20 protein-coding genes are annotated in these 26,424 nt (G+C 72.4%); 8 read left to right on the forward strand and 12 right to left on the reverse strand.

Annotated features, from left to right (window positions below):
- Positions 1-367 precede the first annotated feature (367 nt).
- Entirely contained in the window at positions 368-1,426 is a 1,059-nt protein-coding gene (locus tag FRCN3DRAFT_RS0209490) for a sucrase ferredoxin (RefSeq protein WP_116439436.1), read from the forward strand.
- Positions 1,427-1,434: 8 nt separating this feature from the next.
- On the opposite strand, the gene FRCN3DRAFT_RS0209495 is transcribed toward FRCN3DRAFT_RS0209490, so the two are convergent.
- The 7 genes from FRCN3DRAFT_RS0209495 to FRCN3DRAFT_RS0209535 form a co-directional block, all read right to left on the reverse strand.
- The gene (locus FRCN3DRAFT_RS0209495) at positions 1,435-2,355 is read right to left on the reverse strand and encodes an aldo/keto reductase (RefSeq protein WP_027140407.1); all 921 of its coding nucleotides are present in this window, start codon (positions 2,353-2,355) and stop codon (positions 1,435-1,437) included.
- On the reverse strand, positions 2,277-3,242 hold the full coding sequence (locus FRCN3DRAFT_RS0209500; RefSeq protein WP_232793985.1) for a cupin domain-containing protein: 966 nt from the start codon (positions 3,240-3,242) through the stop codon (positions 2,277-2,279). Before FRCN3DRAFT_RS0209500 ends, FRCN3DRAFT_RS0209495 begins: the two co-directional genes overlap by 79 nt.
- Before the next feature lie 658 nt (positions 3,243-3,900).
- Positions 3,901-4,890, reverse strand: a complete 990-nt coding sequence (locus FRCN3DRAFT_RS0209515; protein ID WP_007518238.1) for an acyl-CoA thioesterase — start codon at positions 4,888-4,890, stop codon at positions 3,901-3,903.
- A 183-nt stretch (positions 4,891-5,073) separates the two neighbouring features.
- On the reverse strand, positions 5,074-6,636 hold the full coding sequence (locus FRCN3DRAFT_RS0209520) for a SulP family inorganic anion transporter (protein ID WP_007518239.1): 1,563 nt from the start codon (positions 6,634-6,636) through the stop codon (positions 5,074-5,076).
- 304 nt (positions 6,637-6,940) lie between these two features.
- Complete coding sequence (locus FRCN3DRAFT_RS0209525) at positions 6,941-7,765, reverse strand: DUF305 domain-containing protein (protein WP_007518240.1); 825 nt, start codon at positions 7,763-7,765, stop codon at positions 6,941-6,943.
- Between the two features lie 183 nt (positions 7,766-7,948).
- Positions 7,949-9,409 carry an FHA domain-containing protein gene (locus FRCN3DRAFT_RS0209530; protein ID WP_007518241.1) on the reverse strand — a complete coding sequence of 487 codons (1,461 nt, stop codon included), beginning with the start codon at positions 9,407-9,409 and terminating at the stop codon, positions 7,949-7,951.
- Between the two features lie 421 nt (positions 9,410-9,830).
- The gene (locus FRCN3DRAFT_RS0209535; RefSeq protein ID WP_007518242.1) at positions 9,831-10,076 is read right to left on the reverse strand and encodes a hypothetical protein; all 246 of its coding nucleotides are present in this window, start codon (positions 10,074-10,076) and stop codon (positions 9,831-9,833) included.
- Between the two features lie 375 nt (positions 10,077-10,451).
- On the opposite strand from FRCN3DRAFT_RS0209535, the gene FRCN3DRAFT_RS43595 reads away from it, so the two are divergent.
- Both FRCN3DRAFT_RS43595 and FRCN3DRAFT_RS0209545 read left to right on the forward strand, forming a co-directional pair.
- Positions 10,452-11,438 (forward strand): glycosyltransferase family 2 protein, encoded by a 987-nt coding sequence (locus FRCN3DRAFT_RS43595; protein WP_232793986.1) that lies wholly within the window; start codon positions 10,452-10,454, stop codon positions 11,436-11,438.
- A gap of 55 nt (positions 11,439-11,493) precedes the next feature.
- Complete coding sequence (locus tag FRCN3DRAFT_RS0209545) at positions 11,494-12,519, forward strand: tryptophan--tRNA ligase (protein WP_007518247.1); 1,026 nt, start codon at positions 11,494-11,496, stop codon at positions 12,517-12,519.
- A 13-nt stretch (positions 12,520-12,532) separates the two neighbouring features.
- On the opposite strand, the gene FRCN3DRAFT_RS43600 is transcribed toward FRCN3DRAFT_RS0209545, so the two are convergent.
- On the reverse strand, positions 12,533-13,153 hold the full coding sequence (locus tag FRCN3DRAFT_RS43600; RefSeq protein ID WP_007518249.1) for a YdcF family protein: 621 nt from the start codon (positions 13,151-13,153) through the stop codon (positions 12,533-12,535).
- A gap of 304 nt (positions 13,154-13,457) precedes the next feature.
- Positions 13,458-14,564 carry an ABC transporter substrate-binding protein gene (locus FRCN3DRAFT_RS0209555; RefSeq protein WP_007518251.1) on the reverse strand — a complete coding sequence of 369 codons (1,107 nt, stop codon included), beginning with the start codon at positions 14,562-14,564 and terminating at the stop codon, positions 13,458-13,460.
- A 200-nt stretch (positions 14,565-14,764) separates the two neighbouring features.
- Between FRCN3DRAFT_RS0209555 and FRCN3DRAFT_RS0209560 the strand changes: the two genes are divergently transcribed.
- Together FRCN3DRAFT_RS0209560 and FRCN3DRAFT_RS0209565 are read left to right on the forward strand one after the other, a co-directional pair.
- Positions 14,765-15,607 carry a TatD family hydrolase gene (locus FRCN3DRAFT_RS0209560; RefSeq protein WP_007518253.1) on the forward strand — a complete coding sequence of 281 codons (843 nt, stop codon included), beginning with the start codon at positions 14,765-14,767 and terminating at the stop codon, positions 15,605-15,607.
- Positions 15,601-16,650 carry a ribosomal RNA small subunit methyltransferase A gene (locus tag FRCN3DRAFT_RS0209565; RefSeq protein WP_007518255.1) on the forward strand — a complete coding sequence of 350 codons (1,050 nt, stop codon included), beginning with the start codon at positions 15,601-15,603 and terminating at the stop codon, positions 16,648-16,650. Before FRCN3DRAFT_RS0209560 ends, FRCN3DRAFT_RS0209565 begins: the two co-directional genes overlap by 7 nt.
- Here the strand turns inward: FRCN3DRAFT_RS0209565 and rsmI are convergent.
- Positions 16,605-17,555, reverse strand: a complete 951-nt coding sequence (rsmI, locus tag FRCN3DRAFT_RS0209570) for a 16S rRNA (cytidine(1402)-2'-O)-methyltransferase (RefSeq protein WP_007518258.1) — start codon at positions 17,553-17,555, stop codon at positions 16,605-16,607. The two genes, FRCN3DRAFT_RS0209565 and rsmI, sit on opposite strands and share 46 nt — an antisense overlap.
- Before the next feature lie 224 nt (positions 17,556-17,779).
- Here rsmI and FRCN3DRAFT_RS0209575 point away from each other — a divergent pair, with 224 nt between their 5' ends.
- Complete coding sequence (locus tag FRCN3DRAFT_RS0209575; RefSeq protein WP_007518259.1) at positions 17,780-19,531, forward strand: dolichyl-phosphate-mannose--protein mannosyltransferase; 1,752 nt, start codon at positions 17,780-17,782, stop codon at positions 19,529-19,531.
- Positions 19,532-20,020: 489 nt separating this feature from the next.
- Here FRCN3DRAFT_RS0209575 and FRCN3DRAFT_RS0209580 read toward each other — a convergent pair whose 3' ends face one another.
- Both FRCN3DRAFT_RS0209580 and glmU read right to left on the reverse strand, forming a co-directional pair.
- On the reverse strand, positions 20,021-20,995 hold the full coding sequence (locus FRCN3DRAFT_RS0209580; protein WP_007518262.1) for a ribose-phosphate diphosphokinase: 975 nt from the start codon (positions 20,993-20,995) through the stop codon (positions 20,021-20,023).
- Between the two features lie 111 nt (positions 20,996-21,106).
- Complete coding sequence (gene glmU / locus FRCN3DRAFT_RS0209585; RefSeq protein ID WP_007518264.1) at positions 21,107-22,630, reverse strand: bifunctional UDP-N-acetylglucosamine diphosphorylase/glucosamine-1-phosphate N-acetyltransferase GlmU; 1,524 nt, start codon at positions 22,628-22,630, stop codon at positions 21,107-21,109.
- 1,090 nt (positions 22,631-23,720) lie between these two features.
- On the opposite strand from glmU, the gene FRCN3DRAFT_RS0209590 reads away from it, so the two are divergent.
- Together FRCN3DRAFT_RS0209590 and FRCN3DRAFT_RS43605 are read left to right on the forward strand one after the other, a co-directional pair.
- Positions 23,721-24,758, forward strand: coding sequence for an acyl-CoA desaturase (locus FRCN3DRAFT_RS0209590; RefSeq protein ID WP_007518266.1), 1,038 nt, complete (start codon positions 23,721-23,723; stop codon positions 24,756-24,758).
- A 132-nt stretch (positions 24,759-24,890) separates the two neighbouring features.
- On the forward strand, positions 24,891-26,424 hold a 1,534-nt coding region (locus FRCN3DRAFT_RS43605; RefSeq protein ID WP_063630150.1), incomplete at its 3' end, for an ABC-F family ATP-binding cassette domain-containing protein.

Genomic DNA, 26,424 nt, shown 5'->3' on the forward strand with positions numbered 1-26,424 from the left:
CGGCTCGCCTGCCGGCGGGGTCGTGGGCGGCGGCACCTTCGGCCGCGCCCGACGGCCGGGACGGTTCCTTCGCCGACCTTCCATCGGTCATGTCCGCCCGAGTACCCGGCCAGCGGACGACTCACCCCTCCGGACGGGCACGGATACGTGGTCCGCCGCCGACTCGGGCCAGGTGGTGGCACATGTCACCTGTTTGCTTGCACGCGCGCGCGGCCATCACGGTGAGGTAAGGTTAGGTGCACTTAAGAAACTTAGGTAAACCTAAGCGGTGTGGTCTGCCGGACTTCGGAGGTTCCTGGTGGCAGAAGCTCCCAAGGCCCAGCATTTCCCGGGGCCGGAAGCTGCGCGCGGGGACGTGGACGCGGCGATGAGTGATCGTACCTTCGCCCGGTGCGGCGCGCAGTCGCGCTTGGTTGACGAAGAGCTGCGTGGAACCATCCCGAACTTCGACGCCTTCCATTTCCTCCCGGTCGCGGGGCCATGGCCTCAGGCGGTGCGCCCGGCGGAACCGGATGGTTTCCGCCTGCCGCCGGCCACCCGTCTCAAGACGCTCTACTACCGCCCATACCCGGGTCGGCCGACGACCGAGCGCCCGCTCGTCTGGGACACGTACAGCAGGCAGATCAGCACGCGCTCGGTGGACGGGGCCTGGCGGGCCGCGGCGCCCACCACTGTGCCGCAGTTCATCGGCGTCTGCATCCATGGCCGGCACGACACCTGCTGCGGCGTGCGGGGTGGCGGTTTCATCCGCCGGGTCCAGCAGGTCGTTCCCGAGGCGCCCATCTACGGCGTCAGCCATCTCGGCGGGGACCGTTTCGCGCCGACGGCCGTCCTGTTGCCGAGCGGCTACCTGCTGGGCCGGCTCGACGACATGTCCGACGAGGACCTGCGCGCCCTGGTCGAGGATGGGCTCCTCCCGATCGCCCACCTGCGGGGACGCCTCGGCGTCACGCCCGCCGAGGCGGTGGCGGAGATCTGGTACCGGGAGCGGTTCGACCGGCGCGATCCGGCGGACCTGCCGGCCATCAGGGTCGTCGGCCCGCTCGTCGCGCTCGCCGGCGCCGGCGACGGCCACCACCAGCCGGCCGGGACGCTCCCGCCGCGCTCCGTGGGCATGGGGCCTCTTGGCATGGAGTCCCTGCTTTCCGGCCCGGCTGCCGGGCTGGCGGCGCCCGCTCGCAAGGGTTCCCAGGGAGTCGCGGCGGCGACGATGGCGACACCGGCCCGGCCGGAGGCCACTCCTCGTTACGACGTGCTGGTGGACGACGGCATCCGCCGCTGGCGCCTCGAGCTCCGCCGAGAGCAGCGGGACGACGCCGCCATCCAGTACACCTGCACGGCCGCGCTGTCCAAGCCGGTCTACCACTGGGAAGTGGACGTCACCGAGGAGACGGACAGTCTCCTGACCGCCGACCTCGTCCACTAGGCCGATCGCTAGATCGGGGCGTCGACGAGGCGTTGACGGCTCTCCAGGAGAGCTCGGTACCGGGCCACTCGGGCATGGTCGACGTCCAGGTTCGCGGCGTCGGCAAGCTCGGCCAGGTGAGCGGGGTCGCTGGTGCTGACGGCGACCCGGGTGACCGGCGGCAGCTCGTAGGCGAGCCGGAACGCGGCCCGCGCCGTGCTGACGCCGGCCGGTGGCGGGCTGCCGAGCAGCGAGGTGACGCGCAGATCCTCCCAGAAGGGCTGGCGGGTGTCGCCGCCGAACGGGCTCATCCCCCAGCGGCCGCCGACGTCGACACCGAGCAGATCCGCGAGCGCGTCCGCCGCCGTCAGCGCCTCCGGTCCGACGAGCACCCCCACCCGGTGCATCAGGTGCCCCGGCCGGGGCGGCGCCACCGCACCGTCCGCGCGCAGCGCGTCGACCAGCGGCTGGGCGTCCCACGTCGAGACGCCCCAGGCGCCGCACAGCCCGGATCGGGCGGCCTCGACGAGCGCACCGGCGGCCGCCAGGAAGAGGTCGCGGCCGCGCGCGGGGTCGGCGGCCGCCCGCAGGGTCCGCTCCGGGTTGTGCAGGAAGACGACGTCGGGCGTCCTGCCCAGGTCGTCGGCGCTCCGCTCGAGGGCCGACCGCAGCCGGGTCGGGTCGAGGGAGTGCTCACGGCCGGCCGGCTTGCCGGGCACCTGGGCCGAGTCGCCGGCGGAGGACGGGAAGAAACCGACCTTGGTCGACAGGTGGAACTCGGGCAGCAGGTCGGCCGCGGCCGCCGCAAGCCGCGAGTGGGACGCGAAACCGGCGTAGTTGAAGGCCGTGTCCAGGTCCCGAACCCCGAGCGCTAGGGCAGCTTCCAGCAGGTCCCGCTGGTGACGAGTCCGGTATAGGCCGAGGACAACTCGTCGGTCAGGCCTGTGCATATCCCCTCCTGGATGAGGATCTGGGCGAGTGGCCTGACGTTGATCCCGCACTCGACGCCGGCCTGTTCCAGGTCGATCGGGCGGCCGCTGAGCAGCAGCGCCAGCGCCTGCCCGGCCCGCTCCCGTACGGTGATCTTCCGACCGCCGGCGTAGACGACCAGGTCACCGTCGGCGCGCTCGACGTGCGGAGCGAAGTCGGTGACGCAGACGACGACGTCTGGCCCGTGCGCCGTGGGCAGCGCCGGCGCGTGCCGCGCGGGGGGTCGCGATCTTTCGCGGTCCGTGAGAAAGGCCGCCGGCGGACGAGAGCGCAGCAGCTCCACGGCCGCCGCCTCCAGCCGGGCGTGCTCGGCCTGGAGCTCCTCGTCGGAGCCGGAGCGGATGAGGTCGTGCCGGAAGATCTCCAGCTCGCGTGCCTGGTCGGCGATCCAGGCAAGCCAGTCGACGCCGGTGCGTCTGACGAAGCCGAAGGTGAGGTGCAGGCTCAGCGGCTCCTCGTGGGCCGCGTGGGTCGCCTGGTGCCAGTGCCCGCGCGGGATGTGCAGCACGTCGCCGGGTGTGACGGTGCCCCGCCAGATCACGTCCTCGCTCGGAGCCGAGTTCGGCTCGGCGTCCCGGTACATCGGGACCGGCCGAGAATGACTCCGGACGTCCCAGGTCTTGTTTCCCGCGAGCTGGACGACGACCACATCGTGATCGTCCCAGTGGAGCGGAAATCCGCCGGTCGAGCGGGTCGTTAGGTAGGCGTTGACCTGCACCACCTCATGTGACCACCAACGCAGCGCGCGGGTGGCGACCTCCACCGCGGGGTCAAAGATTTCAACCGCGTCGAGAACCAGCGTCACGCCGGTGTCGAGGAGGTTTTCCATCGCCGGGGTGTCCACCATGCGCAGCGACTGGCCACGGCGGTTCACCTGGGGGCGAAGAAAAGCGTTTGGATGAAGCTCGCGACCGTCTTGGAAGAGGCGCAGCTGGGGTGGCTCGAGGCGACGTCTCGTCACAATGTCGAGAAGCCGTGACGGAGTCATCAACCGATCACCAAGTGATGGGTCCTCGAGCCGCCCCAGCGCGAAGCCACGCCCCAGTGGGCTGGCATCGGGCCAGCCGAGCGCACCCTCGAGACCGCGTACCAGGAGATGTTCCGTCGCGAGCGTTCCCTTTTCCGCGGCGGAAGATCTCAAGGTCGTCTCGGGGCGCGTCGGCCAGCCGTCCTCGCTTGGAATTTCGCTGGGGTCAGCCGTCGCTTCCGTCACTGTCGGAGTGCTCGGCGTCGTGGCGGTCCTGGACCTCGGACAGCCTTTCGACGGCTACCACGAGGTCATCGTCAGTGTGCATGTCGAGTGAGTGCATGTCGGATCCTCCCTGTGGCGACGGTCCTGTCATGACGTTCCTGTCAAGCAGTTCCGTCACCAAGTTCCGTCGCTCAGTTCCGCCACGAAGGCGGCTCGGCGCCTGGCGGGAAAATAATAGGTTCCCGGACTCTCGGGGCGCAACCAGATGATGACGGAAAGCGCCAGCGGCAAGCGGAAGCGGCTCGTTCTGTGATCAGGTTAGGACCCCGGGGGAAGCGTCGGCCGGCCTCGCGGGGAGGGCGCGCAGCATGCCCAGGCATTCGAAGACGGCGCAGAGCCGTCCGTCCGCGGTGTGGACCCGGCCACGGCCCAGGAACCGCCCATGGCCCGCGTGCGGCGACTCGACGCGCAGCAGGTGCCACTCCCGGACGTCCAGGTCCTCGACGAAGGTCACCGTCTGGGCGAGCACGGCGGCGGCCAGCCGCTCGCCCGGCGCCAACGTGGCCGTGCCGCGCTGGAAGTGGCTGTTGATCACGTGGTGCCCGGCCCATGGCTCGCTCGCGAAGGCGAGCAGCCCGCGGGCCAGCGCCGGGTCCGCCGGGACGCCGGGGATCCGCTGCCACACGTCCAGGCTGTACGGCGCAGGGCCGGGCGAGAGTCGCACCTCCCACGGGAGTAGCGGGTAGTCGACCGGCCGGGCGGCGGCGGGGCTGGCGGTGGGCTCGGGCGGTGCCGCCTCATGCCGCACGAAGTCCGGGGCGTCGCTGCCGAGCAGCACGTCGCCACGGCTGATCGCCCGGCCGCCCTGGCGGAACGTCAACGCCAGGTTCGCGAACGTGCGGCCCGACTGGAGCCACTCGACGTCGACGTCGAGTGGCTCGTCCCAGCGGCTGGGGTTGGGAAAGACGGTATGCAGCGTCTGGGTGGACCTGCCCGGTGCGAGCCGCTCGGCGAGCACGATCTGCTGGGCGAGCTGCTGGGAGGCGAGGACCCCGCCGTGGAGGCTGCGCAGGGTGCGCGCCGGCAGCGGCGGCGTCGCGTCGCCCGCGAGGTCGAGCACCCTCAGCACGTCGGCGAGGTCGAACAGCTCGGACTCGGTGCTGGGGAAGGCGTCGGGCGGGAGCTCCGTGGGCGCCTGGGCGGAGACTTCCGGCGGCACCAGCGCCGCCGCGGGCGGGCCCGCGAGGCCGCCCGCCGGTCCGGCGGTCGCCGTGTCCTGGGCGCCGACCGTACTCGTGCCCACCGCGCCCCCAAGCGTGCTCGCTGCTCTGGATGCCCTGGCCCGCGGCGCGCCGCGTGGCCGGGGAGGCCGTGCGTGGCCTCGGGCGCGACCGGCGGGCGTCACGCCGCGCCAGCCGATGCCAAGGCCGTTCTCACTATCGGCGCCGACGGCCGCGCGGGACGCGTCCAGTGACTCACCCCACGGCTAGGAGTTCGTGGCCTTCGCGTTCTTCGTGCCGCGCAGCAGGGCCGCGCTGGTGTGGCTGACGCCGGTGATCTCGGCGGTCCGGCCGCGCCCGGAGTAGCGGTGCAGGACGTCGTCGATCGCCGCGGCTGCCGCCGAGTCGAGCACGTCGGCGTCGGAAAGGTCGATCACGACCCGTGGCGGGTCGTGGGCGTAGTCGAACGCCGTCACCAGATCGTTGGTCGACGCGAAGAACAACGGCCCCTGCACGGCGTAGATCCGCACGCCGCCCTCCGGATCGAGCACGCTGGTCACGTTCGCCAGGTGCGCGGCCTTGCGGGTGAACAGCAGCGCGGCGAGGATCACGCCGACGACCACCCCGTACGCGAGGTTGTGGGTCGGCACGACGACGGCGACCGTGGCCACCATCACCAGCGTCTCGCCCATCGGCGTCCGGCGCAGCGTCGCCGGGCGCACGCTGTTCCACTCGAACGTCATCATCGCCACGATGACCATCACGGCCGCCAGCGCCGCCATCGGGATGACCCCGACGATCGCGTGCAGCGGCAGCACCAGCAGCAGCAGGAAGCCGCCCGCGGCGAAGGTGGACAGTCGGCCTCGCCCGCCGGACGACACGTTGAGGATCGTCTGGCCGATCATCGCGCAGCCGCCCATGCCGCCGAACATCCCGGCGATGAAGTTGGCGATGCCCAGCCCCCAGGCCTCCCGGTTCGGGTCGTGGCGGGTGTCGGTCATCCGGTCGACGATCTGCGCGGTGAGCAGCGTCTCCAGCAGGCCGACCGCGGTCAGCGCGAGCACGTACGGCAGCAGGATCCGGACGGTCTCCCAGGTCATCGGGACGTCCGGCAGGCCGGGCAGGGGCAGGCCGGTGAGCAGCGCGCCCTCGTCGCCGACCGTCGGCGCGCGCAGGTCGAACGTCGTCGTCACGAGGGTCAGCAGGGCGACGGCCGCGAGCGGCGCCGGCACCGCCTTCGTCACCCGGGGAAGGAGCAGCAGGATCGCCAGCCCGGCCGCGACCAGCGGGTAGACCTGCCAGCCGTGCCCGAAGACATGCGGCATCTGGGCCAGGAAGATCAGGATCGCCAGCGCGTTGACGAATCCGATCATGACGGTCCGCGGCACGAAGCGAATCAGCCGGGCCACGCCGGCGAGGCCGAGCAGGAACATCAGGATGCCGACCGCGATCGTCGCGGCCAGCAGGTACTGGAGTCCGTGGGCGCGTACCAGTGGGGCGGCGACGAGCGCCATCGAGCCGGCCGCCGCGGAGACCATCGCCGGGCGGCCGCCAGTAAAGGCGATCACTGCCGAGATGACGAACGAGGTGAACAGCCCGACCGCCGGGTCGACGCCGGCGACCACCGAGAACGAGATGGTCTCCGGAATCAGGGCCAGCGCCGTGACCAGCCCGGCGACCAGCTCTACGCTCGCCTGCCGTGGCCCCGGCAGGACCCTGCGCAGCCCCGGCGCGACGCGGCGCAGCCCCGGCATGGTGACTGCCAGCCGGGTGGTGCCGCGGCGCGCCCGAGGGGACGGCGCTGGGGCAGGGCCGGGTAGTGCGGACATGACGAACCTCACACGAGCAGGGGCACCAGCGGTCCGGGGCGCCCCCGGTGGCTGTCCGGCGCCTGGCGAGCTGGCGCGACGGTGCTGACGGCCAAGAGCGGGACGATCCCGGCGGGCGAATCCGGCCGACTCCCCCGGGAGCACCTGGCGGCCCGGTCGACCCGCTGAAACGGAGGAAGCCTACCGAATCCACATAATATGATCTTCTTGCGGCATGCTGGACGCCCAGGTGTGGCGGACTTTACGTCACGATCGAGACCTCTACGTCATGGTCGAGACGGTGAGGATCTCCGGTGGCGGCCCGTCAGGCCGGCGGCGCGCCGAGGCGCTGCAGATCGAACTGCATCTGCTCGATGTCCCAGGACTGCACGGTGACCATCGCCTTCGCCAGGGCGCGTACCTGGTCCTCGCTCGCGTGCTGGGAGGCGTACTGCGCCATGATGATCCCGCCGCGGTGATGGTGGATCATCAGCGTGAGGAACCGCACGTCGCTGTCTCGCCCCTGGGAAGAGGCCAGCTGGGTCAGCTCGGTGCCGCTTGCCATGCCCGGCATCCGGACTCCGTCCGTGCCGACCGGGGTGCCCAGTGAGCCGGATCCGTCGTGCATGCCCGCCATGTCGTGCCCATCGGCCGCGCCGCCGGTGCCGCCCATCCAACGCATCGGCTCGCCGACGGTCGACTGACCGAGTCCCCAGTCGGCGAGCCAGGCTCCCATCACCCCGATCTCGCGCTGCTGGCTGAGCGCGATGTCCTGGCTGATCGCGACGGTGTTCTTGTCCGCGCCGTGGCCGAACTCGAGCATGCTCATCTGCACGGCCTGCGCGTGGTGCTCGGACATGTCCCGCAGGAAGCCCGCGTCGACAGAGCTGTCGCCTGGGGTGCCGCCGGCCAGCCCGCGCAGGCCGAAGCCCGCCGCGACCAGCGCCGCCGCGGCCAGCACGACCAGCGGCGCCCACAGCAGCCTTGGCCGCCGCCGCGCCGGGGCTCGATCGAGTCCGGCCGATTCGAGCTCGGCCGATTCGAGTTCGGCCGGCTCGGGTTCGGTCGGTTCGGGCGCGGGCGACTCCGAGTGGGTCGCGGTTCGCGCCTCCTCGGCTGCGGCCGGCGGGGTGATGGTGGGCTCCGGCAAGACGGCTCCTCGTGGTCCGGTTTGTTGACCGAACGCATCCACCGCTGCGGCGCCGGCCCGTGGCGCCGTCCGTTCGGGACGAGTCAGGAGCCAGTGGCGGGGATCGCCTCCCAAGGCTAACCCCGCCCGCGCGCGAACCGTCCGATCACCGGTGCGGCCCCAACCTCAGACGTCTACCTGGCTTCAGACGTTTACCTGGCTGTTGAAGACGAACGTGCGCTTGCCGACCTGGACCCGGGTGCCGGAGGTCAGGGGCGCCGGCTGGTGCGGCTCCAGCGCGGTCCACACGGTCGCTTCAGGCGGCGCGATGTACGTCCCGTTCGCCGAGCCGCGGTCGGTGATCACCGCGTCCCAGCCGTTCAGCGTGATGACGGCGTGCACCCGGGAGACCGCGCTCTCGCCGTCCTCGACGGGCAGCGGCCGGGCGGTGCCCGCGCGGACCGCGTCGTCACGGTCGGGCTGGCGGCCGATCACGAGGTCGATGTCGACGGGTATCGTCTCGCCGTTCTCGAAGACCAGCACGCCGATGGGTGGCCGGGGCCGCCAGACCGACTGGCTTTCGGTCGAGGACAGCGACGCGCCACACTGAGCGCAGTACGGCGCCTGCGGGTGGTTGAAGTGCCCGTTCGGGCACAACACGCCCTCGACCTGCTCCTGATCGCTGTTCGGCAGCATCGTCGGGGCGTCGTCATCGTCGTCGATGAGATCCGAGACGGTGAAGGTCTGGCCGGGCAGCTGGGTCAGCGCCTCGCTGTCGTCCTCGTCGGTCAGCTCACCGTGCGCCCGAGCGTCGGCCTGCCCGTTCGAGCTCGGCATCGACCGGGCGAGCTCGGTGGGCGGGTCCTCGTCGAAGTCCAGCTCCTCCAGCTCGTCGAAGTCGGCGGCCTGGGTCGGCTCGGCGCCGGACTGCGCCCGGTGCGCCTGCTCCTCCTTGCTCAGCAGCGGAGCGAGCACGGGCGGCGCGACGGACTGCTGCTCCGGGATGCGCTCGACCGGCACGGGGATGCGCTCGGCGGCGGTCGCCGGCTCGCGCGGGGGGCCGTAGCCGGCCAGCAGGCTCTCGGTCGCGGACCTCGGGACCGGCGGCGGCGCCTCCCGGGAGAGCAGCAGACTGGCGCCGATGCCGGGGACCGCGCCGACGCGCAGGTCGAGCGGGAAACCGAGGCCGGTCCCGGTCGTCTCGGCCTCGTCGTCCGGGCCTCCCTGGAGGCCGAGGGAGCCGGTCGGGCCGACGTGCAGATGGGTGAGCCCGTCGGGCAGCAGCCGGTCGACCCAGGTCGCGGAGTCGACTCCGGAGAGGGTGAGCGGGCTGGGGCCGGCGGCCGTGACGTCCATCGCGCCGTGGACCAGCGCGGCTATCCGCTCCCCGACCGCCGTGAGCAGCGTGAAGTCGGGGACCTCCTCCGGGTCCGAGGCGGCAAGCAGCCCCGCCACGCGGCGGACCAGCCGGCGGCCGGTGCTCGCCGAGTCGCCCGGTTCGGCCGCGACCTCCGCGCACAGGTCCAGCAGCCGTCGCGCGGTGTCGGCCGTCTGTTGCCGGCCGGCCCTGGCGACGATGAGGACGCCGGGCAGCCGGACCACCACACCGGTCTCGTGGCCGCGGCCCGCCTCCACGACCACCCGGAAACGGTCCAGTCCCGCCATTGCCTCGCCCTCCGCGCCCCTCGGCTCGGTTGTGTAACCCCGGTCCGCCTTGCCCGGGCCAGATGCGGCCGCGGGCCGTGCTGTGATCCGACCGGCTGTAGGTCCGATCGGCGATCGCCGGCTTGGCACCCGTGCCGACGGCCTGCCTCGGCCACGGCGCGCGGCGCTGACCGCGTGCGATCTTCGGGGTTAGGTTATCGGGCCGACGAGCGGATTTCCGTATCTTCCACTGTCGATGGCACCGCTGGAAGCTGTCGGCTACCCGCCAGCCACCGCCGGCGGTCGAACCGGCGCATGGCGTGCACGGACACCGGCGCGCCCGGCCGCATTGGTGGCGGCGCGTGGGCCCGCGGCGGGGCGCGGAACCCTGGCGGGATCAGCCGGCTGGCGAGCGGTGGCCCTCAGCGGTGGCCAGCGGTGGTTACGCGCCGCCGTAGGGGCCGGGCCGGACGCCGGGCGGGTAGGCGCCGGTGCCGTTCAGGCCGCCGGTCATGCCCGCGGGCATCGAGCCCGTCATCGGGCCGCCCATCCCGCGCGGCTGCTCGGTCATGGCCTGGCTCACCTTGGACGCGATCGCCTCCGTCAGCCGGATTGCCTGGGTCAGCGAGAGGTTCAGCACGATCTCGCTGTCGTCCGTCATCGCGAACCGTACTGACACATCCGCCATGGTGATTCCTCTCGATCGCCGTCCCTGCACCGGAGCGGCCGGACTGGCCCCCGAATGCCCGGAGGCGCGGCAGGCCTCGCCGCGCGTTCCGTGGTCATGCCGCCGGCGCCCTCAGACACGCGGAACCTGACCGCTGCTGCCGCGCCCGCCGCGGGACGTGGTGACTCCACGATCCCTGACCGGGTCGCTCCGCTTCCAGTGACCCCCCTTCGTCTCGCGATCATGCGGAGCGGCGTGATCCGGCGTTGTGCACTCATCGTCATCGGACGACTTCGTAGTCTCTCTCCCGAATCGTCTGTCACTCGGATGGGCACCATTTCGTGCCAGGTCGGGCACGGTGCGTTCTCCGCCCGGGAAAGGGGTAGACGAATTTGCGTGACCGAGCACACCCCGAGGCCGGAGCGACGCCCAGCCACCAAGCGCGACCGCCAGGCCGGGCGGGCGGTACCGACCGCCGTCAGGTCCGCGCCCGCGACGCCCCCAACACCCGCGACGCCCGAGGCGGCCCACGCGGCCACCCGGACGCCGCTGGTGTCCCACCATCCGCCGTCCCGCCATCCGCGCAGCGCCGCGCGGCCCGGTCCCTCCGACCCGTGGCGCCTGGCCGCCCGGACCCCACCGGCCGCCAGCCCGCCGGTGGGGTCCGGGCGGCCGCTGGTCTCCATCGTGATGCCGTGCCTGAACGAGCAGGAGTCGGTGGGCCGCTGCGTGCGCGCAGCGCTGGCGGGTATCGCGGCGACAGGCCTGCCGGGGGAGGTCATCGTGGCCGACAATGGCTCATTGGATGACTCGCGCCGGATCGCGGCCGAAGCCGGAGCCTGGGTGGTGCGCGAGCCGCGCCGCGGGTACGGGAACGCCTACCTGGCCGGGTTCGCCGCCGCCCGCGGCAGCTACCTGGTCATGGGCGACTCGGACTGTTCGTATGACTTCGGCGAAGTTCCCGGCCTGCTTGCCCCACTGCGCGCCGATGCCGCCGACTACGTCCTGGGCTCCCGATTCACCGGCGAGATCCTGCCCGGGGCGATGCCGTGGACGCACCGGTACATCGGCAACCCGGTGCTCACCCGGATGCTCAACTGGCTGTTCGGGCTGCGGACCTCCGACGCGCATTCGGGGATGCGGGCGTTCACCAGGGCCGCCTACGAGCGGATGGCGCCGTGCCACGGCGGGATGGAGCTGGCCTCGGAGCTGATCGTCGCCGCGGCGGCGAGCCGGTTGCGGGTGAAGGAGGTGCCCATCACCTACCACCCGCGGTCGGGCGTCTCGAAGCTGCATTCGCTGCGTGACGCTGGCCGGCACGTGCGCTTCATGCTGCGGTACGCGGCCAGCCACCGCCTCGCCGAGGGCGCCGCTTCGGGCTGACCCCGGCCGGCCTCGCGAAGGTGGGGCTGCCGGCGGCGTCCGTAGACTGAGGCGCATGGCACACGAGGGCCAGAAGGTCTCGCTCACCGGCATCAAACCGACCGGTGACGCGCATCTGGGCAACTACATCGGGGCGATCCGGCCGGCGCTGGAGCTGGCGTCGAGGTATGAGTCGCTCTACTTCATCGCCGACTATCACGCGTTGACGTCGGTGCGCGACCGTGCCCAGATGGCGAGCTGGACCCGCTCGGTGGCGGCCACCTGGATCACGCTGGGCCTCGACCCGAAGCAGACGATCTTCTACCGGCAGTCCGACATCCCCGAGGTGTTCGAGCTGCAGTGGGTGCTGTCGTGTGTCACCGGCAAGGGCCTGATGAACCGGGCCCACGCCTACAAGGCCGCCCGCGACCGTAACGCCGAGGCGGGGCTCGCCGACCTCGACGCCGGGGTCAACATGGGGCTGTTCAACTACCCCGTCCTGATGGCGGTGGATATCCTGATCATGAGCGCGGACGTCGTGCCGGTCGGCCAGGACCAGGTTCAGCACCTGGAGTACGCGGCCGACATCGCAGGCTCGTTCAACCACCTCTTCGGGGACGTCTTCTCGCTGAAGATTCCCGAGGCGGTCACGCCGCCCGGCGAGTCGGGGCGGGTGCTGCCTGGTCTCGACGGGCGCAAGATGAGCAAGTCGTACCAGAACACGATCCCGCTGTTCGCCCCCGAGGCCCGGCTGCGCAAGCTGGTGCGGTCGATCAAGAGCGACAGCACCCCGGTCGAGGCGCCGAAGGACCCCGACAGCTCGGCGGCGTTCCAGCTCTACGAGAACTTCGCCGCGCCCGAGGACGTGGCCGACATGCGCCGGCGGCTGGAGGCTGGTGGCACCGGCTGGGGCGAGCTGAAGAACGCCCTGTTCGAGGAGCTCAACACCCAGCTGGCGCCGTTGCGCAAGCGCTACGAGGACCTGATGGCGCCGGACAGCGAGATCGACGCGATCCTGGCCGAGGGAGCCCAGCGCGCCCGTGAGCGCGCGCGCCCCCTGCTCGCCGGTGTGCGCCGGGCCGTCGGCGTCGACCGCGGCTGACGGCCGGGGACGGTCAGCAGCCGCGCTGGAGGACGAGGGCCTTGGCCATCGCGGCCCACTCGTAGGTGATCATGTAGGCCCAGGCGGCCCGGGTCGGCGGGTCGACGGGCGTGACCTTGACCTCGCCGTCGTAGCAGCGGCTCAGCCGCAGCCGTGCCCGGCTGTCCTGCGTCGTCGACGTGACCACGATGATGGACCGCCAGCCGCGGGCGGCCGCCGCCGTGGCCACCCAGCGCGCCTCGCCCTGGGTGGTGAGCGGCCGGGGATGGAAGCAGATGACCTCGACGTTCGGGATCGTGTCCGGGGGGCAGAGGTCGTCCGGGGTCGGCTGGGAGACCGCGAGCACCGGCGCGTACCCGTAGCGGGCGAGCGAGATCGCGAGCTCCAGGCGCCCGCTGCTGCCGGCGAACATCACGACCGCGTCGACGGGCGTCGGCACGTCCCGCTTCGGGAACACGAACAGCTTCGCCGTGGTCAGCACGAACGTGACCGCCAGCAGCCCGGCGGCGCTGCGCAGCAGCCGACGCCGGCGCAGCCCACCCGGGCCGGCCTGCCCCCGAGGTACGCGTTCCGCGGGGGTGGGGTCGCAACCCGCGGCGGGCGGAGCCGGCGACGCGGCGGACTCTGTCGCCATCGGAACCTCCCGCCGCGCGGCCCTCGGCCGATCTTCGCTCCCGGCGGCGCCGTAAGCATGGCGCCTCGCCGGCTCAGCCTGTCACCCGCCCGGGAACCCGGCCACAAGGCCTCCGCGCAGCCCCGCCCACGAGCGAAGCGAAGTGGCTCCCGTGGGGACAACTCTGGATCAGCTGGGTCTTGGTTTGGTGACGTTCAGCGGTAGGTGACCGTGCGGCGCGGAGGCGCGCCTCGCGGAGGCCCGGCCCCGGAGCGAAGCGAGTACGGGGCCGTAGCGCCGTGCCCGCACGGAGCGAACCAGAAACTCAGCGGTAGGGGCGGGGGGTGAGGCCGGGGTTGGCCGTGCGGGCCTGCCAGCGGGGATGCGCGAAGCGCGCCCGCGCGCCCTCCCGGGGCCACACCGTCCAGGAGGTGCCGGACTGCCACTGCACGATCGGGATCTGGTGGCCCACCTGCAGGCCGGTCGTCTCGTCGAGGCGGAAACGGCCGAGCAGCGTCATGGTGTCCAGGCCGCGGGCCGCGGCGAGCACGGCGGTGTCGTCGGCGCTGCCGGAGCGGCGGATGGACGCGCCCAGAATGAGGCCGGCCACGAACGTCCAGGCGGCGGTCGCCGTCGGCGGGGTGCCGTGCAGGGCGCTGAAGTCGGCGGTGAACGCCCAGGCGTTCGGGCCGGTGGTCGTCTCGGCCATGCTGTCCGGCAGCCAGCTGCCGGGCGCGAGCAGGCCGTCGCTGGAGTCGCCGAACGTGGCTGAGCCCTGGACGCTGACCGCGGTGGAGAAGGCCGCGGCCTTCCACGGGCGGCGCAGCAGGGCGCTGGCGGCTGTCAGCTCGTCGTCGGGGTCGGCCTGCACGATCAGGACGTCGGCGGAGGGCAGCCTGCTGGCCGCGATCGCGGCCTGGCCCGGGCCGAACGTGCTGGTGGTGATCTCGAACCCGAGCGAGCGGGCGGCCGCCTTCGTGCTGGCCGTGGCCTCGATGGCGAAGTCGCCGGCCGCCAGCAGCAGTACGGCCTTGCGGGCGGTGCGGTCCGCCGACCGGACCAGGGCGAGCACCTGGCGCGGCCAGGTCGACGACGGGGCGGCGATGTTGATGACCCTGGGGTAGGCCTGGCGCATGAACCGGGTGGTCGGGGCGCCGGCGTTGAACACGACCCGGTCGGTCGCCGAGACGGCGGCGAGCGCCGCGCGCCGGCCGTAGGGGCCGATGATGGCCGCGGGCCTCGCGGCCGCCGCGGTCCGCATCGCGGCCGCCGCGTCCGGGTAGGCGTCATAGGCCGTCACGCTGATGTCGGTCCACGGCGCGGGCAGGTACTCGTCCCGGGCCCACAGGGTCAGCCCGCGCAGGCTCGCCAGACCCTGTGTCGCGTCGGGACCGGTCAGCGGAGTGACGAGGGCGACGGTCAGAGCGGTCATCGGCATCCGTGTAGCAAGCGACCCATGGAGAGGCATCCCCGATGCTGGCAGGGCGGCCAGACCCCCAGATCTGGCCACACGAGGACCGCCATCCGCGAGCCATAGGATCTGGAATCACGCGAACAGCGTCCTGCCGCAGCGTATCCGGGCGCCAACAAGCCCGTGAAGGTAGGTGTGAGGTCTTTGGTGGGAGTAGAGCGGTGACGGCCGAGAATGCGCGCGCTAAGAACACGGGACGCACGGGTGGGCCGCCGCCAGCGCCGGACCCGCTCGGCGTCGAGATCATCGACAGCCACTGCCACCTCGACCTGATGGACACACCCGCGGCCGAGGCGGTCGCGGCCGCCCGGGCCGTCGGCATCCGCCGGATGGTCACCGTCGGGGTGGACCTGCCGACCAGCCGTTGGCAGGCCGACGTCGCGGCCGAGTTCCCGGACGTCTACGCGGCCGTCGCGATCCACCCCAACGAGGCCGCCCACGGCGTCGACGAGGAGACGTTCGCCGAGCTCACGACGCTCGCCCGGCTGCCGAAGGTGCGCGCCGTGGGCGAGACCGGGCTGGACTACTTCCGGACGCCACCCGAGCAGCACGCCGCCCAGCAGGCGAGCTTCCGCCGCCACATCGCGATCGCGAAGGAGACGGGGCGGCCACTGATGATCCACGACCGGGAGGCGCACGCGGACACGCTGCGCATCCTGGCCGAGGAGGGCGCGCCCGCGACCGTCGTCTTCCACGCGTTCTCGGGTGACGAGGAGATGGCGAAGACCTGCGCGGACGCCGGCTACGTGATGTCGTTCGCCGGAAACGTGACCTTCAAGAACGCCGACGGGCTGCGCGCGGCCGCGGCCGTCGCCCCCGCCGAGCTGCTGCTCGTCGAGACGGACTCGCCGTTCCTCACCCCGATGCCCTACCGGGGGCGGCCCAACGGCCCCTACCTGGTGCCGCTGACGCTGCGCGCGATCGCCGAGGTCCGCGGCGCGGCGGTGGACGAGCTGGCTGTCACGGTCGCCGCGACCGCCGAGCGAGTGTTCGGACCTTGGTAGGCGGCACGCCGGCGGGCGAGCGGGTGGTGACGGGCGCCTCGGCGAGCGCCAAGGGCGCCGCGACCGGCGGACGGGCGGACGGGCTGCTGTCCGGCGCCGACATCAGGGCGATCGCGGCCGCGCTGGACCTGCGGCCGACGAAGAAGCGTGGGCAGAACTTCCTGGTCGACCCGAACACGGTCCGCCGGCTGGTACGGCTGGCCGGCATCGGTCCGGGCGACGTGGTGCTCGAGGTGGGGCCGGGGATCGGGTCGCTGACCCTCGGCCTGCTCGGCGCCGCGCGCCGGGTGGTCGCCGTCGAGGTCGACCCGGCGCTGGCCACGGCACTGCCGGCGACCGCCGCCGCCCGGCTGGCCCCGGCCGTGGCCCGGCGCCTCACGGTGCTCACCCGGGACGCGCTGCGGCTCGACCCCGCCGACCTGTCGTCCCCCGCGGAGTCCCTGGAGCCGGAAGGGGCGGACGGGCCGGACGGGCCGGAAGGGGCGGCCACGGTCACCGAGGACGTGATCGTCGACGAGGCAGTCGACGAGGAGGCGCCGGGCGTGCTCGCGGCGAACCTGCCGTACAACATCGCCGTACCGCTGCTGCTCGGGCTGCTGGCACGGATCCCGTCGATCCGGCGCGGCCTGGTCATGGTCCAGGCGGAGGTGGCCGACCGGCTGGTCTCCCCGCCGGGCGGCCGGGTCTACGGCGTGCCAAGCGTCAAGCTCGCCTGGTACGCCGAGGCTCGCTCGGCGGGGCCGGTGCCGCGGTCGGTGTTCTGGCCGGTGCCGAACGTCGACTCCGGGCTGGTCGCGTTCACCCGCCGGCCGGCGCCCGCGCCGGACGCGCTGCGCGCCGACGTGTTCGCCGCGGTCGACGCGGCGTTCGCCCAGCGCCGCAAGACGCTGCGCTCGGCCCTGGCCGGCTGGGCCGGCTCGCCCGCCGCCGTCGACCGGATCGCCGCCGCGGCCGGCATCGACCCAGGCGCCCGCGGCGAGACCCTGGACGTCGCCGCCTACTGCCGCCTCGCCGCGGCCCGTGCCGCGACGAGGGCGGCGTAGACGTCGGCGCGGGCGACACCGTAGTCGGTCATGACCGCCCGGCGGGCGTCGGCGCGGGAGAGGCCGGCGGCCTCGTGGCCGGCCACCGCCGCGGCGAGCTCGGCCAGGGTCGGGGGAGCGGGCGGCCCGAGCGGTTCCTCGTCGTCCATCGCATGCCCGACGGCGACGGCATGCTCGTCGACCATGGCCGGCCCGTCGACAACGGCACGCCCGCGGGTTCCGGGGGCGCCGCCGACGACCAGGGTGAGCTCGCCGCGGATCTCGCGGCCATCCTGGGCCCAGCCCACCAGCCGGGCGAGGTCGCCGCGGACGACCTCCTCCCAGGTCTTGGTGAGCTCCCGGCACAGCACCGCGGGGCGCTCGGCGCGGAAGACCGTGGCCAGGTCGACGAGACTCGCGGCCAGCCGGTGCGGAGCCTCCAGGAAGACCATCGTGCGCCGCTCGGTCGCGAGCTCGCGCAGCCGGGAGCGGCGCTCGCCGCCGCGGCGCGGCAGGAAGCCCTCGAACGTGAACCGGTCGCTCGGCAGCCCGCTGACGGCCAGCGCCGCGGTCACCGCGGACGGTCCGGGCACGACGGTGACGGTCACCCCGGCGGCGGCCGCCGCCGCGACCACCCGGAAACCGGGGTCGGAGACCGCCGGCATACCGGCGTCGGTGATGAGCGCGACCGTCCGGCCCGCGAGCAGCTGTTCCGTCAGGGCCGTGGCCCTGGCGCCCTCGACCGCGTCGTAACAGGAGACGATCCGCCCGGTGATGGTCACCTCGAGCGCGTGCGCGAGCCGCCGGACCCGCCGGGTGTCCTCGGCGGCGACGACGTCCGCCGTCGTCAGCACCTCGGCGAGCCGGGGACTGGCGTCTCGCGGGTCGCCGATGGGCGCCCCGCACACGATCAGCACCCCGGTCATTCGCCGCCCCTGTCCCGCTGTCTCGCCTGGTCGCGTCCTGCTCGTGCCGCCGGCCCATCCTCGTCGGCCGGCCCGTTCCTCTCCCGGCCGGTGACTCCGGGCGGGCTTCCGGGCCGCCGCCTCACCGTCTGTCCGGGGGTCTCCGGGTTCGGCCGGGAAGATCGTGATCCCGCATCGTTCGGACACCGCGCAGTCTTTCAGTTCGGACGACCTACGCTGATGGCGTGACCGTGACGACGACGGCCCATCCGACCCTGGCCGATGCCGGCCCGGCCGCGCCCGCGGTCGTGGGGCACGCGCGCGACGGCGACCATGCCGGTCAGCCAAGCGGGCGCGGGCCACTGCGTGACCGGCTGTGCCCACCGATGCCGTCCGACCGCCTCGCCGGCTGGCTGGCCGCGCTCGCCGTCACGCTGGTCGCCGGCATCCTGCGGTTCTGGCGGTTGACGGAGCCGAAGGGCATCTACTTCGACGAGGTCTACTACACCAAGGACGCCTGGGGTCTGATGACCCACGGCTACGAGGTGGACAGCAAGAACTGCGTCGGCCCCGGTTACGTCGTGCACCCGCCGCTGGGCAAGTGGTTCATGGCAGCGTCGGAGAAGATCTTCGGATATACGGACTGCTCCGGCGCGGTGCACGGCAACCCCGAGCTGGGGTGGCGGTTCGCGTCGGCGCTGTTCGGGACGATCGCGGTGCTCGTGTTGACCCGCACGGCGCGGCGGATGTTCCGCTCGACGATCCTCGGCTGCTTCGCCGGGCTCCTCCTGGCGTTCGACGGGCTGGAGTTCGTCCAGAGCCGGATCGGCATTCTGGACATCTTCCTGATGACCCTGCTGGTCGCGGCGCTGGCCTGCCTGGTCCTGGACCGCGACTACGGGAGGGCGAAGCTCGCCGACCGGATGACCGCGCTCACCGCCGCGCGGCCGCGGGACGCGGACTCGGCCGCGTCGGTGGCCACGTCCGAATCCGCGGCCGCGGATTCGTCGGACGGCGGCGACGGCGTGTCCATCGGGGACGCGACCCTGGACGAGCGCGATCGGGCCGCGCGCGAGCGCGACACCCGCTACGGGCCGAAGCTCGGCCTGCGCCCCTGGCGGCTCGCTGCCGGGTTCTTCCTGGGCGCGTCGATGGGCGTGAAGTGGAGCGGCCTGTACACGCTGCTCGGTTTCGCGGTGCTGGCGATCGTCTGGGACGCGGGCGCCCGCCGGACCGCGGGAGCGCGGCAGCCGATGCTGGGCGCGTTGCGACGGGACGTGCCGGCCTGGTTCGGCTGCTACGTCCCCCTGCCGATCGCGACCTTCCTGGCGACGTGGACGGGCTGGTTCGTCACCGACGGGGGCTACGACCGGCACGCCTACGGCAACGGGTTCACGGCGATGTGGCGGGGCTGGTGGGCCTACCAGGACGCGATCCTCAACTTCCACGAGCACCTGACCACCAAGACCTCGCCGCACCCGGCGCAGTCCGCGCCGTTCAGCTGGCTGGTGCTCGGCCGGCCGGTTCCCTACTACTACGACGGCCCGGCGTTCGGCCAGAAGGGCTGCACCGCCGCGGGCGGCTGCTCGCGTGAGGTGCTGGCCATCGGCAACCCGGCCGTCTGGTGGGTCGGTACGGCCTGCCTGGTCGTGATGGTGGCGCTGTGGGTGGTCCGGCGGGACTGGCGGGCCGCGCTGGTACTGGTCGGCTTCGCCTCGTCGTTCCTGCCCTGGGAGCTCGTCCCGAGCCGGACGATGTTCTTCTTCTACGCGCTACCGCTGCTGCCGTTCCTGGTCCTCGGCATCACCGCGACCGCCGGCCTGGCCCTGGGCCCACGCGAGGCATCCGACACCAGACGCCTCGTGGGCGCCCTGTCAGTCGGCGTCTACCTGATCGCCGTAGTCCTACTGTTCGCCTACTTCTACCCGATCCTCGCCGCCCAGCAGATCCCACTCTCCGGCTGGCGAGCCCGCATGTGGTTCCCCGGCTGGATTTGAAGGGCTGGCTGAATTTCTGGTTCGCTCTGTCTCTGGTTCGCTCCGTCCGGGCACGGCGCTACGGCCCCTTACTCGCTTCGCTCCCAAGGGACCTCCGCGCCGTGTCCTCCTCCGCGAACGTGCGCTGCGGCGACCTCCGCTGCGGCACCCCTACGTCGCTTCGCTCGTAGGGATGCCTCCGCGGAGGTGCGCCTCCGCGCCAGCTGGGTTGCGTGCCGTTGTGTCGTCACCAGCTGAAACCACAGCGCTCGTATGGGCACTTCGCTTCGCTCGTGGCGGTCTTCGCGCCCGTTTGGGCACTCCACGAGCGCAGCGAAGTGGCCCTACGGATGGGCCTGCTTCGGTTTGGTGACGTTCGGCGTTAGGTGACCGTGCGGCGCGGAGGTCGCCGTAGCGCCCGTGAGCGGAGGAGGACGGCGCGCGGAGGTCCCTTGGGAGCGAAGCGAGTAAGGGGCCGGAGCGCGCCGCCCGGACGGAGCGAACCAGAGATCAAGCGTCTCCGCCGAAGAGGCTGGTGACCGAGCCGTCCTCGAAGACCTCGCGGATGGCGGCGGCGAGCAGCGGCGCGATCGACAGTTCGGTGATCTTGTCGAGCCTGGCGTCGGCGGGCAGCGGCAGGGTGTTGGTCAGCACGACCTCGCTGATGTCGGAGTTCTTCAGCCGGTCGATGGCCGGTCCCGACAGCACCCCGTGGGTCGCGGCGGCGATGACGGAGCTCGCGCCGTTGGCCTTCAGTGCCTCCGCCGCCTTGGTGATCGTGCCGGCGGTGTCGATCATGTCGTCGACGATGACGCAGGTGCGCCCGGCCACCTGGCCGACCACCTCGAACATCTTGACCTGGTTCGGGACGTCCTTGTCGCGGCGCTTGTGGATGATCGCGAGCGGGCAGTTGAGCCGGTCCGTCCAGCGCTCGGCGACCCGGACCCGGCCGGAGTCGGGCGCGACCACGGTCACCTCGGAGGCGTCGACCTTGCTCTCGATGTAGTCGGCCAGGAGCGGCAGGGCGAACAGGTGGTCCACCGGGCCGTCGAAGAAGCCCTGGATCTGCGCGGTGTGCAGGTCGACCGACATCAGCCGGTGCGCGCCGGCGGTCTTGAACAGGTCGGCGACCAGCCGGGCGGAGATCGGCTCGCGGCCGCGGTGCTTCTTGTCCTGCCGGGCGTACGGGTAGAACGGGGCGACGACGGTGATCCGCTTGGCGCTGGCGCGCTTCAGCGCGTCCACCATGATCAGCTGTTCCATCAGCCAGGTGTTCACCGGCGCGGAGTGCGCCTGCAGGACGAAGGCGTCGCAGCCGCGGACGGACTCCTGGAACCGTACGAAGATCTCTCCGTTGGAGAAGTCGTACGCGCTGGTCGGCACCGTCCGCACGCCGAGCTGCTGCGCGACCTCGGCCGCGAGCTCCGGGTGGGATCGGCCCGAGAAGAGCATCAGGCTGCGCCGGTTCTCCGTCTGGTAGCCCACCGTGTCTCCTTGACGTCTCCTGGCGCCCGTGGCGGCCCCAACCAGCCCCCTAGGTTCCGTTGCCCTGGTCGCGAATGCCAGCGATGCGGGACGGTGAGGGAGTGATGTGGCTTAGTTCACGGCCAGACGCTCGGATGTCGGCTGTGCGTCGCCTGCCGGAGAGGTCTCCTCCACCGGGGAGGTCTCGCCCGCCCGCTGTGCGGCGGCGGCCGCGGCGGCCGCCGCCGTTCCCGGCCGGGCCCGCTCGACCCACCCCTCAATTGTGCGCTGCCGGCCCTCGGTGATGGCCAACGCCCCCGGTGGGACGTCCGATCGGACCACGGCCCCGGCGCCGGTGTAGGCACCGTCGCCGATCACGACCGGGGCGATGAGCACCGTGTCGCTACCGATCTTCACGTCCGAGCCGATCATGGTCCGGTGCTTGTGGACGCCGTCGTAGTTGGCGAACACCGTGGAGCAGCCGATGTTGGACCGCTCGCCGATGGTCGCGTCGCCGACGTAGGCGAGATGCGGCACCTTGGTCCCGGCGCCGATGTCGGCCGCCTTGGTCTCGACGTAGGCCCCGATCCGGCCGTTCGGGCCGAGGCGGGTCCCCTGCCGCAGATGCGCGTACGGGCCCACCCCGGCACCCGGGCCGATCCATGACTCGGTGACGGTGCTGCGCTCGACGAACGCGCCGGCGTCCACGACGGTGTCGGTCAGGGTGCTGTCCGGCCCGACCACGCTGCCGGCGGCCAGATGGGTGGAGCCGCGCAGATGGGTGTTCGGCAGCACCGTGCTGTCCGGCTCGAACGTCACGCCCGCGTCGATCCAGGTGGTCGCCGGGTCGACGATCGTCGTGCCGGCGAGCATCGCCGCCCGTGCCAGCCGGTCGCGCAGCACCGCGCCCGCCGCGGCCAACTGCACCCGGTCGTTGACGCCGGCCGTCTCGCCCGCGTCCGGCGCGACGTGCGCCGCGACGGGCTCGCCCTCGGCGACCAGCAACCCGATCACGTCGGTGAGGTACTCCTCGCCCTGCGCGTTGTCCGTCGTCAGCCGGGCCAGCGCCGAGCGCAGCAGCCCGACGGTGAACACATAGACCCCGGCGTTGACCTCCGGGATCGCCGCGGTCGCCGCGTCCGCGTCCCGCTGCTCGACGATCGCCCGCACGGACCCGCCGGCCGTCCCGCCGTCCGCCGGATCACGCACGATGCGCCCGTAGCCGGTCGGATCGGGCATCACCGCCGTCAGCACGCTCGCCGCCGCGCCCCGCTCGGCGTGCAGCGCGAGCAGCGCGGCGAGCGTCTCGGAGGTCAGCAGCGGAGTGTCGCCGGGCAGCACGGCGACCCAGTCCTCGGGACGAAGACCGTCCAGCGCGCCGAGCGCGACCCGTACCGCGTGCCCGGTGCCGCCCTGCCGGTCCTGCACGACGGTGCGCACACCGTCCCGGTGCCGCAGCGACGCGGCGACTTCCTCGCGCCCGTGACCGATGACGACGACCGTGTGCCGCGCCCCCAGCGGGCCCGCGGCGGCGAGGACATGGTCGAGCAGACTTCGCCCGGCGACGCGGTGCAGCACCTTCGGGGTGGCGGACCGCATCCGGGTCCCCGCGCCAGCCGCCAAGACGATGGTGGCCGCCAGACGTCCCTGGGTCACGACCGCTCCCCCTGTGATCCGCAGCGGGCCCGAACCGCGCCCAACCCGCGCTCCCGTCGACGCCCACACCCTACCCGGCCACGTTCCTCACTTCGTCCCACCCCCGACCGCCATTTCCGCGCCAGCACGCGGAAAGATCCGTGACGGAAACGGGCCAGGAAAACCGCCGGCGAGAAGAACGACGGCGCGTCGACCGGGCGCCGCGCCGGCCGCTCCATCAGCGCGTCGACCATGGTGAGCCGCGCTGGCCGGGCCAGCCCGGACCCGGTGGGAATTAGACGCCGCGCGACCGGGTGATGGTAGACTTCTGCTGCTTTCGCGGTCCGCCGTGGTGTAATAGGCAGCACAGGAGATTTTGGTTCTTCTAGTCCACGTTCGAGTCGTGGCGGCGGAGCGAGGCGCGCCGGCCCTCCATGCTTGTTGACCTTCGGTCAACTTCGCCGGAGGCCGTAATTTTGCCCCGGGGCCGAGCCCCGGACCCCGCGCCAGGGGGCTTCGCCCCCTGGACCCCATCGGTGGTCGGGCCTGGTTTGTGGTTAGTGGGTAAGACCCGGCGGCTCCCACGTGATTTTGCCCCGGGATAGGGCCCCGGACCCCACGGCAGTGGGCTTCGCCCCTGGACCCCCGGTCATGATTCAACTGGTTTTCGTTCTTTTATTCACAATGTCGCGCGGAAGTGACCGTGCGGCGCGGAGGCGTGCCTCCGCGGAGGCCCGGCCACGGAGCGAAGCGAACGTGGTTGGGCCGCAGCGGAGGTCGCCGGAGCGCCCGTGAGCGGAGGAGGACACGGCACGGAGGTCCCGTGGGAGCGAAGCGAGTACGGGGCCGGAGTGCCGTGCCCGCACGGAGCGAACCAATGTAGGAGTGTCGTGCCCGCGCGGAGCGAACCAGAAAGCACAGAACGTCACGACGCGGACGAAACTCTCGCCGAGCGGTAACCGGTCGGCGGACGGGTAGTTAGAGGCCACAAGCGGACCGAAAGAGTTTGCGTGACGGTTGCCGTCATGGGGTCCGACGAACCTTCCAGACCGCTACCGTGAGCCCAAGAGGACCAGATGTGTGGACCTGCCGCGACAGACAGGATGCCGCGATGACCGCGACGACCGAGACGGTGCCGCCGACTGACTCCAGCCCGCCGGATCGGGAGGACGGGGCCGTGGGCCTGGCGCCCGGTTCCGCGGACACCCCCCGTGGCGAGCACACCAGCGCCCCCCGATGGATGGCGAAGGCCCGCATCGAGCAGGTGGTGCTCGCGACGATCATCCTCGTGCCCCTCGCGGCGCTGGTCGCCGCCGTCCCGCTGCTGTGGGACCGATGGATCACCTGGCACGACGTGGTGATTGCCGCTTTCATGTACGCGATCACCGGCCATGGGGTGACGGTCGGTTTCCACCGGTACTTCACCCATCGCGGTTTCAAGACATCCAGGCCCGTTCGTATCGCGCTCGCCGTGTTCGGCAACATGGCCATCGAGGGCCCGGTCATCCGCTGGGTCGCCGACCACCGCCGCCACCACGCCTACAGCGACCAGGAAGGCGACCCGCACTCGCCGTGGCGTTACGGCCCCGGCACGCGCGCGCTGACCAAGGGCCTGTGGCACGCGCACATCGGCTGGCTGTTCGACGTGGAGCAGACCGACCAGCGCCGCTACGCGCCCGACCTGCTCGACGACCGCGACATCGTGCTGGTAAGCCGGACGTTCGCGATCTGCGCGTTCGTGAGCCTGGCGCTGCCGACGCTCATCGGCGGGCTGTGGGGCGGCTCGTTCGAGGCGGCCCTGCGGGGGTTCTTCTGGGGCGGCCTGGTCCGGGTCGCGCTGCTGCACCACACCACCTGGTCGGTGAACAGCATCTGCCACGTGGCCGGCAGGCGCCCGTACAAGTCGCGCGACAGGTCCGGCAACGTCTGGTGGATGTGCCTGCCGTCGATGGGCGAGTCGTGGCACAACCTGCACCACGCCGAGCCGACGTCGGCCCGGCACGGGGTGAGGCTCTGGCAGATCGACACCAGCTTCTACATCATCAAGGCGATGGAGGTGACGAGGCTGGTCCGTGACGTCCGGTTGCCGACCTCGGACCGCCTCGCGAAGCTCGCGGCGACCAGCTCGGCCCCCGCGCCCGCCAGCTGACCTACCGCGCGTCGAGAGGGCCGTCGGAACGTCTCCGGCGGCCCTTTCGCGTTGGCGAGGACGCCCGGCGCCGACAGGTCAGGCAGGTTCGGGCGCTCCTCGCCCGAACCTGCCTGACCATAGGGTGAAAGGGTGGCCCATCTTCTTGGAGCGGAAGCCCTGCACCTGGAGTACCCGACGCGGGTCGTCTTCGACTCGGTGACGCTCGGCGTGAACGAGGGCGACCGGATCGGGCTGGTGGGACGCAACGGTGGTGGAAAGTCCAGCCTGCTCGGCCTGCTCTCGGGCCAGGTGTCGCCGGACTCGGGGCGGGTGACCCGCCGCGGCGGCGTCCGGGTGGGGGTGCTCGACCAGGCCGACACGCTCGATCACACGCGCACCGTCGGCCAGACGATCGTCGGCGACCGCCCGGAGCACGAGTGGGCCGGTGACCCCCGGGTGCGCGACGTCATCGCGGGGCTGGTCGTCGACATCCCCTGGGAGGCCAGGGCCGGAGAGCTCTCCGGTGGGCAACGCCGCCGGGTCGCGCTCGCCGCCCTGCTGCTGGACGAGTGGGACGTCGTCCTTCTGGACGAGCCGACCAACCATCTCGACGTCGAGGGCATCACCTGGCTCGCCGACCACCTCAAGCGGCGCTGGTCCCGCAACACCGGCGGTCTGCTGGTGGTCACGCACGATCGCTGGTTCCTCGACGAGGTCTGCACCATGACGTGGGAGGTGCACGACCAGATCGTCGAGCCGTTCGAGGGCGGCTATGCCGCCTACGTGCTGCAGCGCGTCGAGCGCGACCGGCAGGCCGCCGCCAGCGAGACGAAGCGGCAGAACCTGATGCGCAAGGAGCTGGCCTGGCTGCGCCGCGGCGCCCCGGCGCGCACGTCGAAGCCGAAGTTCCGCATCGAGGCCGCGAACACGCTCATCGCCGACGTCCCGCCGCCGCGTGACCGGGTGGAGCTTTCCCGCCTCGCGACCGCCCGGCTGGGCAAGGACGTGATCGACCTGCTGGACGCGTCCGTCTCCTTCGACGGCCGCCCCGTCCTGCGCGACGTGGAATGGCGGATCGGTCCCGGCGAGCGCACCGGCATCCTCGGCGCGAACGGAGCCGGCAAGTCGACCCTGCTCGGTCTGATCGCCGGGACCATCACGCCCGACTCCGGGGTGGTGAAGACCGGCAAGACCGTCCGGGTCGGTGTGCTCGACCAGGAGTTCGCCGAGCTCGCGGCGATCGCCGGCGACCGGGTGCGCGAGGTGCTCGACCGGACCAGGACGACGTTCGTCGTCGACGGCAGGGAGCTCACCCCGGCGCAGCTGCTGGAACGTCTCGGGTTCGCCCGCGAGCACCTGTCGGCCCGGGTCGCCGACCTGTCCGGTGGCCAGCGGCGGCGGCTGCACCTGCTGCTGGTGCTGCTGGCCGAGCCGAACGTCCTCGTGCTCGACGAGCCGACGAACGACCTGGACGTCGACATGCTCGCGGCGATGGAGGACGTCCTGGACTCGTGGCCGGGCACGCTGATCGCCGTCTCGCACGACCGGTACTTCCTGGAGCGGGTGACCGACCAGCAGTACGCGATTCTCGGCGGCCGGCTGCGGCACCTGCCCGGCGGGGTCGACGAGTACCTGCGGCTGCGGGCGGGCAGCGTGCCGGCGGGGTCGGCGGCGCCGGCGGCCA

The organism is Pseudofrankia saprophytica (assembly GCF_000235425.2).
GTDB lineage: Bacteria > Actinomycetota > Actinomycetes > Frankiales > Frankiaceae > Pseudofrankia > Pseudofrankia saprophytica.